The organism is Terriglobales bacterium (genome assembly GCA_035567895.1).
Lineage (GTDB): Bacteria > Acidobacteriota > Terriglobia > Terriglobales > Acidobacteriaceae > Gp1-AA112.
This window is the reverse complement of sequence record DATMPC010000074.1, coordinates 13,093-28,586: the sequence shown is the minus strand read 5'-3', so window position 1 is coordinate 28,586 and position 15,494 is coordinate 13,093. Positions and strand designations below refer to the sequence as shown.

Genomic DNA, 15,494 nt, shown 5'->3' with positions numbered 1-15,494 from the left:
TGCACTACTGGAGCATCCGGGCACGCCGTCGCCCGGCGTGCCGGCTTTGAATAAAAAACTAGCCCCTACGTCAGTTCCGGTTTGGGAAGATTGCTGTCGCTACGCGTGATGGTCCCATCGCTGTTAACTTTCATGACCATCAAAACCTTATCGTCGGCCTGGATGCCGTGACACCATTGATTCACCTCTGCGAGCACGGCCTCGATGATTCCTTGTGCAGTCTTGTCGCCATGTTTTAGTACGGCCGCTGCCAGCTTTTCGGAACCAAACTCCTCATCGTGCTCATCGCACGCTTCCAGAATACCGTCGGTACAGCAGACGAGAATGTCACCGGCCTTTAGCTGTGCCACACCACGTGTATAGTCCGTTTTTGGAAACAGCCCGATTACAGTGCCGCCTTCTTCCAGCAGGGAGTAGGTTCCTGTAGCTCCATCCACAAGGATGGGAGGAACGTGGCCGGCGTTGATGTAGTGCAACCCATTGCGGCGCGTGTCCACCAGGCCGAGGAAGCAGCTCAGATACTTTTCCGATTTCGTGTCGTTGTAGATCATCTCGTTCAACGACAGCGCCAGCACCTCAAGGGAATGGAGGTGCATCACCAGCGCGCGCAGCGTCGCTTGCAGGTTCGACATCACCAGAGCCGACGAAACGCCCTTGCCCTCGACATCGGCAACTACCAGCAACAGCGATTGAGGACCGAGGTGAAGGAAGTCGTAATAATCTCCGCCGCACTCAAAGCATGGTTCGTTCGCGACCGCTAATTCAAAGCCGGGAATCACCGGAGGCTGGTCGGGTAGAAGGCTGCGTTGAATGCCGCGGGCCAGCGCCAACTCTTTTTCCATGCGCTGTTTTTCCAGCGACTCGCGGTGCAAGCGTGCGTTCTCCAGCGCCATGGCCATGTGGCCGGAGAGCTTGGAGAGAAAATCCTCGTCTTCTTCGGTGAAACGGTTGCCGGTAGTTTTGTTAAGGAGCTGGATGACGCCAACAACTTCACCCGTGTAGTGCCGGATCGGCATGCCAAGAAGCGAACGAGTGCGGTACTGAAAACGGTGGTCAAAACTCGACTCGAAGAACGGATGCTGGTATGCGTCTTCGACGTTCACAGTCTCTGCCGTCTCGGCGACATGCCCCGCAATCCCCTTTCCCCAGGGCATGCGAATTTCCTGATGATCGAGGCCGAAGGCCACAATCGACCACAGCTCCTTCTGCTTGGCGTCAACCAGGAACACGCTGCCACGATCGGCCTTCACCTCCTGGCGCGCGATCTTGAGAATCAGCTCGAGCAGTTCGGCGAGATCAAGCGTGGAGTTGAGCAAGCGCGTCGCTTCAAATAGCAGTGAGAGTTGCGTGATCCGCTTTTGCTGTTGCTGCGCCGCGAATACGTCGGGGACTTTGATGTTGCACATCTCCGAATACGTCCGCCAGAGCGAGAGTAAAGTCGGAGACGCGCTTGTCTCGGTATAAACGGCAAGCGTACCCAGCAAAGTCTTGCCCCCGGAGAGCAGGGGGTAGCAGGAGATGTACTTAAAGTGATTCTTGCGCGCGAATTCTTGATCCTCAGCGCTGAAGGAGGAGAGAGAAATGTTCTCGATCGATTTGCGGCTCTCAGCCACTTTGCCTAGCGCACCTTCCCCGGAAGGAACGGAGTCGAGCCGTCGCTCAGCCGGCTTCCCGGCGGAATGGACCAGATAGGAAGAATTCGAGGTCTCGTCCCAGAGCCACAATTCGGCGCGCTCGCCTTGAAACTCCGAGACCAGAAACTCTGGAATCCGTTGAAGAATTTCGTCGTTTGGATAGGTTGAGAACGATGCGACGACTCCGGCCAGAGAATCGAGAACGTCCTGACGCTCTAATTTGGCCTTTTCAGTCGCCACGGCAGAGGATTCCACGCGCGTTACCGCACCTTTGGCGCACCTGAAGGCGCCCAGGAAAATAGCAAAATGTCCGATTTTGCCCACCAACTATATGCGGGCTTTGGAACTTTGTAAATCCGAACAACCCCTTGGACTCGTACGTTGCAAATGCGTGTCCTCGGGATTGCAACGCTTTGCCCGGATGTGCAAGCGGAGTTCTAGGTAATCTGGCTGAGACCTGCCCTACGATGATGTTTGAGAATCGCTTCGTTAATCTGGAGAGCCAAGGCCAGGGCTGCGCGGCCATCCTCGAGTGAAACCCCCGGAGGACGACGGCTGCGCACCGAAGCAAGAAATGCTTCGATCTCAGTCCGCAGTGGCTCCTTTGCTTCTACTTTCGGCTTGTTAATGGCGATGCCTGGAGCGGGTCCAACCTTAGCTGGAGGCGCTTCTCCTCGCAGTAGTGCGGCGGCGGCGCGTTCATCAACACGAATGCTGATCACGTCCTGGCGCGCGTAGTCGATAGAAATGTATTCGTGCGGCTGAAAAAACCGCAGCTTGCGGACTGGCTCTGTGCTCACGCGACTCGCGGTGAAGTTTGCCACGCAGCCTGTCTCGAACTCGATGCGCACGTTCGCGATGTCCACTTTGTGGCTGATCACAGGCAGCCCAACGGCATGGACCTCTCGAACCGGCGACTTTACGAGTGACAGTACCACGTCGAGATCGTGGATCATCAGGTCCATCACGACGTCAACGTCCAGCGAGCGCGGAGTGAAGACGCTCAGCCGGTGAACTTCGAAAAACATTGGTCGAGTTACTAAGGGCAACGTCGCTATAACGGCGGGATTAAAACGCTCCAGATGACCTACCTGTGCGACTCGGCCTGTGCGCGAAGCCACGGCGACCAGTTCGTCGGCTTCCGCGAGAGTTGAGGCGAGTGGCTTCTCGATAAGCACGTCGGCACCGCTCTCAATGATTTCGCGTGCGGTGCTGAGGTGATGGACGGTTGGCACCGCGACCGAAGCGGCATCGATTTTGCCTCGCAGATCACCGATTGAACCTAGGAACTGCGTGCCAAACTCGGCTGCGAGGCTCTTGGCGCGCTGGGGGTCGCTGTCCACGACTGCAACGAATTCGACGCCGGCGCCGTCTTGCTGAAGCTGCCGATACACTCGAGCATGATTGCGGCCGAAGGCGCCGCAACCGACAACGGCAACGCGAATGTTTGTGGCCGCACTCATTCAAAGAAACGGAACTTCAGGATATGCCACACCGCGGCCACTCCGTCGCGCCAGGTAATCTTCTTGCCTTCCTCATAAGTCCGGCCGTGGTATCTGATGGGAACTTCGTAGATACGGCAGCCCAGCCGTGCGACTTTGATGGTGAACTCAGGCTCGAAGCCAAAACGGTTGCTACGAAACTGAACTGAATCGAGAATCTCACGACGAAAGACTTTGTATCCTACCTCCATGTCGGTGAGGTTCAGGTTTGTCAGCATGTTGCACAAGAATGTCAGGGCCTGATTGCTGATGTAATGCCAGAAATACAGCACGCGATGGGAGCCGCCATGAAATCGGTTTCCGAATACAACATCGGCATAGCCCTCCATAATCGGCTCCAAGAGGAGCGGATAATCTCGAGGATCGTACTCGAGGTCCGCGTCCTGGATCAAAATTACGTCACCAGTGGCATGCTTAAATCCTGTTCTTAAGGCTGCGCCTTTACCTTGGTTGCGATCATGCATCACGAGTTGAATCTGCACGCCGAAGGAGTTCTGCATTCGCTGTACCAGTTCGGGAAGAATCTCCCGTGTGCCGTCGCGCGAGAAATCGTCCACGATTACCAGTTCAAGCTCCATGGGCGATGCCGCCTGTAACACACGCTTGATGGTGGTTGCGACGGTCGCCTTCTCGTTGTACACCGGAAGGACAATCGAGAGACGTCGCAGTGGCTTGTCGTGGTCAATGGCAAATTGTCGCAAGGGCACTAGTCTCATGAAGATTCGTCACTCTTGGCTGGCGCGGCATGTTTTGCGCGTGATTCCGCGTAGAAAAACAGTCCCACCATCAGGATCAGCATCTCCGGTTCGATTGGAGCACGATATCGTGGGTGAGGGAAAGTAACGTAGTAGATGAGTGGGGCAGCAAACAGCAACGACGCAAACAAGAAAGTGGCGGGATGCCGGTGACGCCACATGGCCCACAGTCCACCGAATGCCAGAATCGACGAGAGGAGAAACCCGACATTTCTACCCAGCGTAAGAACCTCAAATCCCGTGTCGCGTGGTGTGCCATACCAAAAATAAGTCGCACGCCTGATGCAGAGTTTGGCGAAGAGCAATGGGTGTGAGCGAATGAAATTGATCGCTTCCCGGTGCTTCATTTGGACATAGGCAATCTCACCCATTTCCTGGAACTTTTTGCGCTCGAGCACGTTGCTGCTCGGATGCATCCAGAAGCGCCACAGACCGACGGCGTTGTCTCCATTTCCCATCCGCAGCTCCGCCCCAAAGTTACTGCGTAAGGGAATGAAGCGATGAAAAACTACATAGTTCCTAAGTACCCAAGGGCTCATTACAACGAGACATACCGCACCAGCTGCGAGAGCCGACCATACAGGCTTACTTGTGCGCTCAGCTCGCAACTGCGCGATCAGAATCCACACAGTGCAGAACGGTAGCCAAGACAATAACGACGGATTGGTTAATGCGATTAATCCCCACAATAATCCGAACCATAGCCATTCTGCGCGGCGCGTTCGTGGGGAGTGTTCTGCTCGCGACTCAGACAGCCTCGCTTTTGTCAGCCTCGGCGGAGCCACAGCCGAGGGCGGCTGTGCCACAAAACCTGCCCAGTCTATTCCCGCCATTCGCAGTGATAACAGGAAAACACATGCCAATAACAGTGTGGCTAGACTGGTTTCCCATGCCCATTTGATCGCCCAGTACCACGCATACGGGAACAAAGCTGCAAGCCATCCGGACCATAATGCTGCGCGAGGCCCGAATGCTCGCCGCGCAATGTAGAAAACCGGGATTATCGTGAGCGCCGAGAAGATGGAATTGATCGAGAGAATCGCAATTGCCGACGCTGAGGTGTAAACCCCGAACAGCTTGAATACGCCCGCCAGTAGATATGGGTAGATCGGGGCCAGCCACGCGGTTGGTCCACTCGTGTCGTGGAATGGCGAACTAAAGCCTTGACCCAACGCGATGGAGCGAGCGATGCGCCCCGTCTCCCAACCGAATCCGAAGCTTCCCTCGAGTTTGGAGATGCGATAGGTGTGCCCAACAAAAATCGCTACTTCGCGGGCGATCAGCCCAACCCAAACCATGGTTGCGCAATTCCGCCAGCGAGGATGAGAGAAAAAGCGCGTACCGGAAGGAGGTGACGAGACCTGCCGCAGACTGTTCTGTTGAAGATAAGAAATCGAACTCTTCCTTGCGGGTTAGTAAAGCGAATATAGCTCAGCGCCCGTGATGATGGTGAGCTTCTTCCATTCCAACCGGCATCACGCAGCCATGGGCGGTCTCGCAGTTCTCGTGCTCGAACTGGATGGTGGTGTGGTGAATGCGAAATTGCATTGCTAAACGTTCTTTCACGTCGCGCAATATCGCTTCGCTCGCCGAGGGCGGGATGTCGGCGATTGCAATGTGGCAGGAGAGCGCGTGCATCTCCGATCCAATGCTCCAGACATGAAGATCGTGCACATCCCGCACGCCATCCACCTGCTTCATCGCATCGGCCAAAAGATCCATGCTCACTCCCTTTGGAGTGCCCTCCAGCAATATGTTGAGCGTCTCGCGAATAATGCCGAACGAGGACCACAATATAAGAGCACCGATTCCGAACGAGAGCACCGGGTCAACCCACGTCTTTCCGGTGAAAAGAATCACCCAGCCGCCGACGATCACGGCGGCAGTGGAGAGTGTGTCTCCCAACATGTGGATGAATGCGCTGCGGACGTTTACATCATGGCTGCTGCCGTGAAGCATGAGCGCGATGATTCCGTTCATGACCACGCCGGCGGCGGCCACGATCATCATGGTGCGGGCGTGTACAGCGACAGGGCTCACCATGCGGCGCGCGGCCTCAACAAAGATGTAGATCGCGACCACCACCAGGGTTAGCGCATTCACAAAAGCAGCGAGAACCCCAGCGCGTTGGTATCCAAATGTTTTGGTGGCTGTAGGTGGACGTGTACCCAGGTAAACCGCCACCCAGGAGAGCAGCAAAGCAAGGAAATCAGAAACGTTATGTCCCGCTTCCGACAGCAGGGCCAGACTGTGGGCCTTGATTCCCGCAATGACCGTTACGGCGATGTATGCAAGGGTAAGAAGCAGAGCAACGCGCAGGAGCTTCGAGGTTCTCGCCGAGCCGTGAACATGCGCGTGCATGGGGATAGTGTAATGAGAATCGGGCGATCGGGCCATCGGGTGAAGTAGCACCAGCTCCGTCAAGGCTTTCTCCGACCTTAAGCATCTCTCAGCGGATGCCCTGGAATCTCGAACTTAGCCAGTCTTCACTTCAACCGATCACCCGATGGCCCGATCACCCGATTCCCCAACGCCTTACTCTGCCAACCCTCTCTGGCGCAACAGCATCCGGGTAGGGGTGAAGAGGTACTCAGACCCAGAGTGTAGGCACCCAGGAGATTTCCCCATGAAGAAGACAAGTATTTTCCTAGCGTTAGCGTTGGCAACCGCCACTGTGCCGTTCACGCTCGCGCAGGACACGACTTCGAACTCGGCGACAACAGCGGGTTCCCAGAGCACGGCTACATCCAGTCAGGCAGCTAGCGGAAATGACATGACCGCCAGTACTTCCAAGAGCGGATCAAACGACGGTGACCTAACCCAGCAGTTGCAATCGAAATTCAGCCAGGATCCCGCATTTGCCAACGTGCAAGTGTCGGTCACCAACCGCACCGCCATCCTGACGGGCACCGTCGCATCCAAAGCAGACAAGAAGCGGGCCAAGGAAATGGCGAAGTCCATCGCCGGGATAAAGAAGGTGGATGAACACCTGACGGTCAGCGCCAGCGCAGGTGGCTCTGCCAGTGGTAACAACAACCCAACGACCGCCAGCACTCCACCAAGCTCTTCGAGCGAATCCAGCGCCTCAGCAATGCCGCCCAGTGTGGCTTCCACGTCGAGTGCGGGCACGGCACCGAGCACAACTCCGGAAGTGAGTGGCAGTGCGTCTCAAAGCACGTCCACCAACGATTCCAGCGCGCCGAGCTCCGCGAGTGCCACAACCGGCACCACTGGACATACCAGCGCCACGGCCCCGACAAGTCCACCACCTGGCACAACCAGTGCTACCGGTAGCTCAGCCACGACGCCGTCATCGAGCTCGACGACACCAAGCTCCACCGCTGGCGAGGCAGCCGGCATGACCGCAACACAAAGCGGCTCAACCTCTACAACTTCCAGCGCAAGCGCGACTACTGGAGCAACCCCTTCCGCCCCAAGCGCGAGCGCCAGCGCAGCCGGAGTGCCGAGTAATCAAACTGGATCGGCTGCTGCCGGGACAACTGCTTCCACGAGTTCGGGGGTGGGCGAAAATCCATCGAGCGCTCCGCAAACGAATGCCTCCAACGAAGGCAACATGGCTGGCCAGAACTCCGCTTCTACAGCGCAATCGACTACAAGCACGCCAGGCACGACGGGTGGCATCACTGGAGCGGCAACAGCGGCTGCGCCCAGCACCGCTCTGTCCGGCGCTAGCACGGGGGCAATCGGCTCCAATGCTGGCGTGAGTGCAAATGCAGGCGGTACTGCAGGCGCGCCCGGTACGACGACTACGGGAGTTGGAGTGAACGACACAGCAACTCTGCAAAATCAAATTCAGAACGCACTGCAGAATGAACCGACGCTGCACAACGACAACATAAACGTGAATATCACCGAGAGCACGATCGAGTTGAGCGGGACTGTTCAAACCGGTAAGGAAAAGCAGACTGCCCAGCGAATCGCCAGCTCATTTGCAGGGAACCGGCGTGTTCGAGACCGAATTACAGTAAGCGGCAAAGGCAGCGCCTCGAACAGCAGTCCAAGCTCAAACAACGTGGGTACCAATCCAGCCAGCAACCAGAACAATCCGAACAGCAACAATCCCAACAACAATCAGCAAAACCAAAACTCGAACGATGCCAAGCCGCGCGGGGATGCGTCGACGAATCCTCGTTGAATTGCAGTGCGCATTAAGGACAAGGCGGCCTGCGGGCCGCCTTTTGTTTTTCCTCTGAGGCATGCGAAGTCCCACGCCGCATGGTAGGCTGATTGCTTCCCGTCGACCCGGACAACGCGAGATGAGAAGGCAGCAGTCAGCATTCAAGCCTTGATGCAGTTTTGGGATAAGCAGCATCGCAGAACGTACTGCACCGAGACGCATCCAGCTAAGTTGGGACTGCCGAGGATCAACTCTTGTGCTGAGCGCTGAATGCTGAGTGCTGAATGCTCTTTTCCCGCTCAGTGGCGCCTTCTCCACCAACTCGCTCGTATTCGCGAAGAATAAAGTTGTCCGTCATCCCGGCGATGTAGTCGCAAACCACTCGCTCCAGTTTCTCTCCGGGCAATTGGTCCTGGTAACTCTGGGGAAGCTCCTCGGGATGCGCCAGCCAGAACCGGAATAACTCTGAAATTAGCTCTTCTAAGCGCACTCGATCGGAACTGAGCACTGGACTGTCATACAGATGCGCGTGCAGGAACGCCTTCGTTTCCCGCCTCTCGGCGTCAACTTCGGCGCTAAAACAGAGCAGACGTTGCGGGTAGGCCCGGGCCTCGCGCGATCGGTTGATTCGCGCCGCCCGGATGCGGTGTCCGCTGGCGTGGATAAGATCGCTGACCATGCGGTCGAGTATTCTTCGCAGACATTCGCTCAATTTCAATTTGGGCAGAGCCTCGGGATAGTGCTGCTCGACTTCGACCCAGACGCGCTCGAACGATGGCAAATGCTGGCGGATTATTTCGATGGTAAGGATTCCCGATTCGACACCGTCGTCCAGATCGGCGACGTTGTATGCGATTTCGTCCGCAAGGTCGATGAGCTGCGCCTCGAGCGGGGGCCTTTGCTCCAGCAGATACTCTGCCAACTCTGGGAATTCGTCGGGATTCCAGTCGCGCGAGTGCTTGATGATGCCTTCGCGAACCTCAAACGTGAGATTCAAGCCGCGGAATTCAGGGTAGCGCAGTTCGAAATGCTCCACGATGCGCAGAGCGTGCAGGTTGTGATCGAAAATGTCGCCGAAGGCGCGCATTTCGCGATCAAGCGCCTGCTCGCCGGCGTGGCCGAACGGCGGATGGCCGATGTCATGAACCAGTGCGAGAGTCTCCGCAAGATCGGAATTCAAGCGCAAAGCCGAAGCAACCGTACGTGCGATCTGCGCGACCTCTATCGTGTGTGTGAGGCGGTTGCGGAAGTGGTCGGAGCCCCTATAGGTGAAGACTTGCGTCTTGTTCTCCAACCGTCTAAAAGCGCGGGAGTGGATGACGCGATCGCGATCGCGCTGGAAATCGGATCGATAGGGATGTGGCGGCTCGGGATGGCGTCGCCCGCGCGATTCATCCGGAAGCAGCGCGTACGGGGCGTACATGTCTTGGAGTCTAGCGCACAATAGTACTCAGTTCTCAGTAATCAGTTTTCAGTAATCACTACAGGACAAGGGAGGTTCTGTCTAACGAGAGACCTACGAGTACACAAAAACTAAAGCCCGGCCACGAAGGCCGGGCTTTACCTGACAACTGACTACTCAAGACTGACTACTTAATCCTTCGCACCTTCCTGCTTCGCCAACTTCACTTTCGTGCTCTCGAGCTGCTTCTGCACGCGAGCGACGTCATTGCTCTCGACGTCTGCCGGTAGCGAACGGTTCCATTCCTCGAGCGCGCGCTCCCATTGTGCGGCGGCCAGCTTTAGACGGCCCGTCTTGGCATAAACCTCGCCCATATGATCATGCACGGTGGGATCTTTGCTGATGTGATCCATCGCTCGCCGCAAGTTGTCCTCGGCCATTTCGTAATTACCCATCTTGTAGTAGGCCCAGCCGAGGGAATCGAGGTAGGCGCCATTTTGCGGCTCTTCCTGGACGGCTTTCTTAATGAGAGAGAGCGCTTCTTCAAGGCGAGAACCGCGGTCCGCGAGCATGTAGCCGAGATAGTTCAGGGCCATCGCATTGCGCGGATCGGTGGCAAGCACCTTGCGAAACATCTCTTCCGCGGCGTCGTACTTCTTCTGCCGCTCAAAATACGACCCACGCAGGAAGAAGTCGTACTGCTTGTCTTCGGGTTTCGTGGCCAGCGAGTCGGCTTTGTTCAACGCCTCGTCCGCATCGGACCAGCGGCGTAGACGTGCATAGATTTGGGAGAGCGCCAGATAGACATCGCGATCTTCGGGCGTGTTCTTGAGCAGTGCCGTCGCCATCGCGATACCTTGATCGGCTTTGCCATTGTCCGCAAGCTGACCCGCGAGAACCAAGCGCATAGTTCGGTCTTTCGGCAATGCCTTCACGGCATCCTGCGCGGTGGCCGTGGCCTGATTCCACTGCTTGTCTTCGCGATAGGTGTCGATCACCTGGCTGTAGCCGCGCTCGGTGCTTTCGTCTCCGAGTTCGATCATGCGTCGGAAGGTCTCGATAGCCTGCTGGTTCCGACCGCTCTCGCGATAAACAGTGCCTAGGCGCTCAAGGAACACTGAACGGTTATTCCGTTCGCTGTTGGTCATCGTGGCGATCGGCTTCGTATTCTTGTCGACCAGGTTCTGGAGGATCTGAATCGCGTCGTCGAACTTACCCTGGGCTTCGTTGAGCAGTGCCTCGTTGTACGGGATTTCTACCGAGTCCTGTACGAGAGCTTCAGCCTTCTTTAGCGTCGCCATCGCTTCGGTGTACTTACCCTGACGGCGATAGATCTCCTGCATGCGGATGTAAGCCTGCGCATCCTGGGGATCAGCATCGGCGACCTGCTTGTATTGCGCCAGTGCAGCCTCAATCTGGTTGTCGCCCAACAGGCTGTTGGCTAAACCGCGCTGCGCGTCCAGATTGTCTTTGTCCTGCTCAATCGCGTGGTTATAAGCGTCGATCGCCCGCTTGTAGTCTTTCTGCTGCTCGAACGTATAGCCGAGAACCGAGTAGACCTTGCCGGTGCGCTGCGCATCGGGCATCGACTGCAGCACTTCCACGGCTTTCTTGTTGTCGCCCTCTTCGTTATAGAGATAGGCGAGGTTCACTACGGCCTCTTCTGAATCCGGCTGGATCTTCCGGGCGGCCTTAAACTCTCCTTCTGCCTTCAGGTAATCCTTGTTGAGGATGTACAGGCGACCGAGTAGCAGGTGGTCGTCGATCTTATCGGGCTCCAGCTTCACGATCTCGCTGAACTGCTCGATTGCGAGCTTCAAGACTTCAGACGACTGAACTCCGCCCTGCATATCGCCGATTGAGCGGAGATAGATTCGGCCGAGAAGCTTGCGCGCATCGAGATTGTTAGGATCTCGCTTTACGATCTCCTGCGATTCCGTGACGGCGTCGCGAATGTGTCCGGTCTTGAAATAAAGCTCAGCTAAACCTGCGTTTAGCTGTTCCGATCCGGGATCGTTTTGCAGGGCAAGTCTGTACTCTTCGATGGCCTTGCTGGCGTATTCCGAGTGGCCGTAAACCGAGACCATCTCCTCATACATGTGCGCCAGCGAGTAGTGATAGTAAGCCGCGGCGCGATCACGCTGTTCGGGAGGAGTGCTATCGGTTGCTCGCTTGCCTTCGGCCGAAGCCGGAGCAGACTTGGCCTTCGCCGGCGGTGCAGGCGTGTCAGGAATCTGGTTCTGGTTATTCGGAGCCTTGTCTGGACTCTGCGCCGCTGGCGTAGCCGGGGTAGAGGTCGCCGGGGTCTGCGCTGCGGGAGTTTGGCCGAAGCCGATCAACGAGCTAAGAAGAACAAAGGAGGACAGATGAATACCGAGACGTATCATGAGTTCGCTTGACCGAATGAAGCTTTACTCCCGAGTTATTGGATGCGCAGGCGGCAGTTTCGCATCTGCACTTAGTTCGATGCACGACCAGTCGCCTGGCGAAGCCCGGTCAAATGCGATGATGTCGCCAATGTAAATTGTACGCCTTAGTTGGCCCCCTGAGGCCCTGGTATTAGTGACGGAAGTGACGCACCCCGGTAAACACCATCGCTAGTCCCAGCCGGTCAGCGGCCTCTACCACCTCATTGTCGCGGACCGACCCACCTGGCTGGATTACGGCAGTAGCGCCGGCCTTGGCAATCTCTTCCACCCCGTCCGGGAAGGGGAAAAATGCGTCTGAAGCCGCGACGGTACCGTTCAGCGGCAAGACCGCCTTAGCAGCGCCGATCTTGCAGGAGTCAACCCGGCTCATCTGACCCGCTCCCACACCTACGACCTGCCCATTGCGGGCGTAGACGATCGCATTCGACTTCACGTGCTTGCAGACCTTCCAGGCGAAAAGCAGAGCTGACATTTCTTCTGGCGCGGGCTGTCTCTTCGTCTCGATCTTCAAATCGGCGGACGATAAAGAATGGACGTCCGCATCCTGAAGCAACATGCCTCCAGAAACTTGCTTGAGTACCGTTTTGGGCGCGTCGGCAATCACTTCGAGCAGACGAAGGTTCTTCTTGGCGGCAAATCGTGTCAGGGCGGCAGCCGAGTAGCTCGGAGCCGCGATGGCCTCCACGAACAGCTTGGCAATTTCCTCGGCGGCAACTTCATCGATCTCGCGATTGATTCCGATAACGCCACCAAAGGCCGAGACCGGATCTGCCTCCAACGCACGCTTGTACGCAGTAAGAACGTCGGGACCAGTCGCAGCGCCACAAGGATTCGTGTGCTTGATGATCGCGCACATGGGCTCATCAAACTCGCGACAAAGCTCCCATGCTGCGTCGAGGTCGACGAGATTGTTGTAGGAGAGCTCCTTCCCCTGAAACTGTCGCGCATTCGCAATTCCGCGATTTGAGCCGTCCGAATAAGCAGCGGCCTTCTGGTGAGGATTCTCTCCGTAGCGCAGATCTTTCAGCTTCGAGAACGCCAGGCGCAAAGTTTGGGGAAATTGATCGCGTGATGGAAGCTGGCCGGGCGCCGGGATCGTCTCAAGCACAGACGCAATAGCACTGTCGTAAGCCGCTGTGGTAGCAAACGCTTTCTTCGCTAAATTCCATTTCGTAGCCAGGGAGAGTCCGCCGGTACTGGAAAGCTCGTCTGCGATGCTCCGGTAATCCGACGGCGAAGTCACCACTGCAACATCTTGAAAATTCTTTGCTGCCGACCGTAGCATCGACGGTCCGCCGATGTCGATGTTTTCGATGAGATCTTCAAAGTTGACATCCGGACGCGCAGCCGTCTTTTCGAACGCATAAAGATTCACCACGACCATGTCGATTGCGGGAATGTCGTGCTCGGTGACGGCCTCGCGATGCGCGGAGTTCTCGCGAACGTGCAGAATTCCGCCATGCACTTTGGGATGGAGAGTCTTCACCCGGCCATCAAGCATTTCGGGAAAGCCGGTTAGGTCCGAGATGTCTTTCACGCGAACGCCGGCATCACGCAGCAACTTTGCAGTGCCTCCGGTCGATACTAGCTCAACGCCTGCCTTCTCCAGGTGACGCGCGAATTCTACAATGTCGGTTTTGTCGGTAACGCTCAGAATGGCGCGCCGTACTGGCTTAACCTGCTTTGCTATGGCCTTGGAGGGAGTCTCGAGAATTTCGGTCTGCGACAAAACTGGGTTTCCTCGTGAGGTGGCTTATACCTGATTTTAAGAGTTCGACGACTCCATGTCATGCGCACGGAAGAGTAAAGATCTGTTCAGCGATGCTGATTCGCGGGTCGATTAATCGTCGATACACAGGGGTAACCAAGCTCTCCTTCTCCTAGGTGACCCCGGTTCCCTGCGCGCCTATGCTGGGAGGCAACCTTTTTGTGGACTGCCCGAATGCTCGCAATACTTCCTTTCGCGAGAAGATTTTCCCGGTTACCAAGGGTCATTGTCCAATTTCGCGTTACCGAACCTAAGTCCCTGAAAAACAACCATGTACTCCCAATTCAGCATCTACTCTGCTTGTGGCATCCGATCTGCATTTCAAGCTTCCGCCGATAGGAGGCGCCATGAAGTCAACGATTGCAATTTGCTTTTTAATGCTCGGCTCTTTCGCATTCGCTAAGGATGAGCCGATTTTCCGCCAGACTGGGACTATCTCAAACATGGACGCGGTGACCTGCGGAATCGATGAAAACAGCGGGAAGAGCTTTGCCGGAGAAATCCTCGGCACGGACGGAGCACACAAGAAACAGCGCGAGATGCTCTGCCAGGAGTACGTGCTCAAGACTGATCGCGTGATGTACCGCATTCGTCCCCGCGAGGAAAAGCACCCGGTGCTGTTGCCGGTGGGGGAGCGTGCGGAGTTCCGGATTAAGAAGGACAAGTTGCTGTTGGCTGTACCTGAACTCGATGGCAAGGAGCGGGAGTATTCCGTGACCTCGATGCAGATCATCAACACGGGCTCGACGCACAACGTCAGCGAGCGCGCAGCCAAGTAGTTGCGGCCCAAAACTTAAAACATTTTCCGAGTCAGTTAAGGAGAAGACAATCGCATGAAACTGTTACTAGTTGCAGTTGCGGCAGTCAGCCTCGTAAGTTTCGCGTCCGCCCAAACGGATGCCCAGGCCAGCGGTTCTGCGAATAGCAGCACTAGCGTCCAGGCCGGGCAAAACAACGCAAACGTAAACTCGAACACCTCGGTCGATGCAAATGCACAGGCAGATCGCAAGCATCGCAAAGGGAATGCGGATGCCAGCGGAAGCGCCAGTAACGACAACGCTGCTTCCGTAAATGGAAAATCCGTAGGCACCAGCGCCAACGGCGCCGGTGAGTTGGCAGCGGGAACAACAATTCCCGCGACCCTCAGCAAGCCGGTTGATGCGCGCAAGGCCAAGCCTGGGGACGAGATCACGGCCAAGACAACGCAGGAAGTTCATTCCGCGTCAGGCGTGGTGATTCCGCGTGGATCGCGCTTGGTTGGACATGTGACCGACGCGAAAGCCAAAGCGAATGGAGATTCCGAATCCGCATTGGGGATCGCATTCGACCACGCCGTGCTGAAAAATGGACAACAGGTTCCCCTAAACGCGAGCATTAAGGCAATCGCCGCGGCGGCCAACAGCGCGTCCGCTTCGACGGGGGACGACACTCTCGCCGGTAGTTCATCCTTGGGTAGCCAGGCCGCCGGAGGCGTGTCTGCTGGAGAAGGCGGAGGTGGAGGCCTGCTCGGTGGCGCCGGTCGCACCGTGGGTGGCGCGACGAGTGCGGTCGGTAGCACCGCGGGCGGAGTTGCAAGCGGAGTTGGCAACACGGCCGCTGGCGCTGGCGCGAATGCGGGCGGGGCCGTGAATGGCGCCACGCGCGGCGCTGCTGGTCAGCTCACTTCGAACAGCCAGGGAGTCATCGGACTGAATGGGCTGCAGCTTAGCGGCGCTGCGTCCAACGCAACCCAGGGATCGGTAATTACCTCGGCCGGAAAGAATGTAAAGCTTGATAGTGGCACACAGATGCTGCTGCAGGTGAATCAGCAGTAGAACTTCGAGCGACTAGAAACAACTGGCCGTCCCCTTTTTGGGACGGCCTTTT

11 protein-coding genes are annotated in these 15,494 nt (G+C 56.8%); 3 read left to right on the top strand and 8 right to left on the bottom strand.

Annotation, left to right across the window (positions count from 1 at the left end):
* Positions 1–65 precede the first annotated feature (65 nt).
* The 5 genes from VNX88_15465 to VNX88_15445 all read right to left on the bottom strand — a co-directional run bounded on the left by VNX88_15465 (position 66) and on the right by VNX88_15445 (position 6,315).
* Entirely contained in the window at positions 66–1,889 is a 1,824-nt protein-coding gene (locus VNX88_15465) for a SpoIIE family protein phosphatase (protein HWY70068.1), read from the bottom strand.
* Positions 1,890–2,071: 182 nt separating this feature from the next.
* Positions 2,072–3,097 (bottom strand): Gfo/Idh/MocA family oxidoreductase, encoded by a 1,026-nt coding sequence (locus VNX88_15460; GenBank protein ID HWY70067.1) that lies wholly within the window; start codon positions 3,095–3,097, stop codon positions 2,072–2,074.
* Positions 3,094–3,852, bottom strand: a complete 759-nt coding sequence (locus VNX88_15455) for a glycosyltransferase family 2 protein (GenBank protein ID HWY70066.1) — start codon at positions 3,850–3,852, stop codon at positions 3,094–3,096. Before VNX88_15455 ends, VNX88_15460 begins: the two co-directional genes overlap by 4 nt.
* Positions 3,849–5,189: a glycosyltransferase family 39 protein gene (locus VNX88_15450; protein ID HWY70065.1), complete on the bottom strand. Its 1,341-nt coding sequence runs from the start codon at positions 5,187–5,189 to the stop codon at positions 3,849–3,851. The genes VNX88_15455 and VNX88_15450 overlap by 4 nt, the downstream gene beginning before the upstream one ends.
* Before the next feature lie 133 nt (positions 5,190–5,322).
* Positions 5,323–6,315: a cation diffusion facilitator family transporter gene (locus VNX88_15445; GenBank protein ID HWY70064.1), complete on the bottom strand. Its 993-nt coding sequence runs from the start codon at positions 6,313–6,315 to the stop codon at positions 5,323–5,325.
* Positions 6,316–6,517: 202 nt separating this feature from the next.
* On the opposite strand from VNX88_15445, the gene VNX88_15440 reads away from it, so the two are divergent.
* Positions 6,518–8,047 carry a BON domain-containing protein gene (locus VNX88_15440; protein ID HWY70063.1) on the top strand — a complete coding sequence of 510 codons (1,530 nt, stop codon included), beginning with the start codon at positions 6,518–6,520 and terminating at the stop codon, positions 8,045–8,047.
* Between the two features lie 229 nt (positions 8,048–8,276).
* Here VNX88_15440 and VNX88_15435 read toward each other — a convergent pair whose 3' ends face one another.
* The 3 genes from VNX88_15435 to purH all read right to left on the bottom strand — a co-directional run bounded on the left by VNX88_15435 (position 8,277) and on the right by purH (position 13,589).
* Positions 8,277–9,473: a deoxyguanosinetriphosphate triphosphohydrolase gene (locus VNX88_15435; protein ID HWY70062.1), complete on the bottom strand. Its 1,197-nt coding sequence runs from the start codon at positions 9,471–9,473 to the stop codon at positions 8,277–8,279.
* Between the two features lie 149 nt (positions 9,474–9,622).
* Complete coding sequence (locus VNX88_15430; protein HWY70061.1) at positions 9,623–11,818, bottom strand: tetratricopeptide repeat protein; 2,196 nt, start codon at positions 11,816–11,818, stop codon at positions 9,623–9,625.
* A 172-nt stretch (positions 11,819–11,990) separates the two neighbouring features.
* Positions 11,991–13,589: a bifunctional phosphoribosylaminoimidazolecarboxamide formyltransferase/IMP cyclohydrolase gene (purH, locus tag VNX88_15425; GenBank protein ID HWY70060.1), complete on the bottom strand. Its 1,599-nt coding sequence runs from the start codon at positions 13,587–13,589 to the stop codon at positions 11,991–11,993.
* Between the two features lie 386 nt (positions 13,590–13,975).
* On the opposite strand from purH, the gene VNX88_15420 reads away from it, so the two are divergent.
* Both VNX88_15420 and VNX88_15415 read left to right on the top strand, forming a co-directional pair.
* Complete coding sequence (locus VNX88_15420) at positions 13,976–14,407, top strand: hypothetical protein (protein HWY70059.1); 432 nt, start codon at positions 13,976–13,978, stop codon at positions 14,405–14,407.
* 54 nt (positions 14,408–14,461) lie between these two features.
* The gene (locus VNX88_15415) at positions 14,462–15,442 is read left to right on the top strand and encodes a hypothetical protein (GenBank protein ID HWY70058.1); all 981 of its coding nucleotides are present in this window, start codon (positions 14,462–14,464) and stop codon (positions 15,440–15,442) included.
* Positions 15,443–15,494 lie beyond the last annotated feature (52 nt).

What these genes read in the sequence shown, in the direction of transcription:
- VNX88_15450 (HWY70065.1), bottom strand. Translation starts at nt 5,189, where the DNA reads ATGGTTTGGGTTGGGCTGATCGCCCGCGAAGTAGCGATTTTTGTTGGG.
- VNX88_15440 (HWY70063.1), top strand. Translation starts at nt 6,518, where the DNA reads ATGAAGAAGACAAGTATTTTCCTAGCGTTAGCGTTGGCAACCGCCACT.
- VNX88_15460 (HWY70067.1), bottom strand. Translation starts at nt 3,097, where the DNA reads ATGAGTGCGGCCACAAACATTCGCGTTGCCGTTGTCGGTTGCGGCGCC.
- VNX88_15420 (HWY70059.1), top strand. Translation starts at nt 13,976, where the DNA reads ATGAAGTCAACGATTGCAATTTGCTTTTTAATGCTCGGCTCTTTCGCA.
- VNX88_15415 (HWY70058.1), top strand. Translation starts at nt 14,462, where the DNA reads ATGAAACTGTTACTAGTTGCAGTTGCGGCAGTCAGCCTCGTAAGTTTC.
- VNX88_15430 (HWY70061.1), bottom strand. Translation starts at nt 11,818, where the DNA reads ATGATACGTCTCGGTATTCATCTGTCCTCCTTTGTTCTTCTTAGCTCG.
- VNX88_15455 (HWY70066.1), bottom strand. Translation starts at nt 3,852, where the DNA reads ATGAGACTAGTGCCCTTGCGACAATTTGCCATTGACCACGACAAGCCA.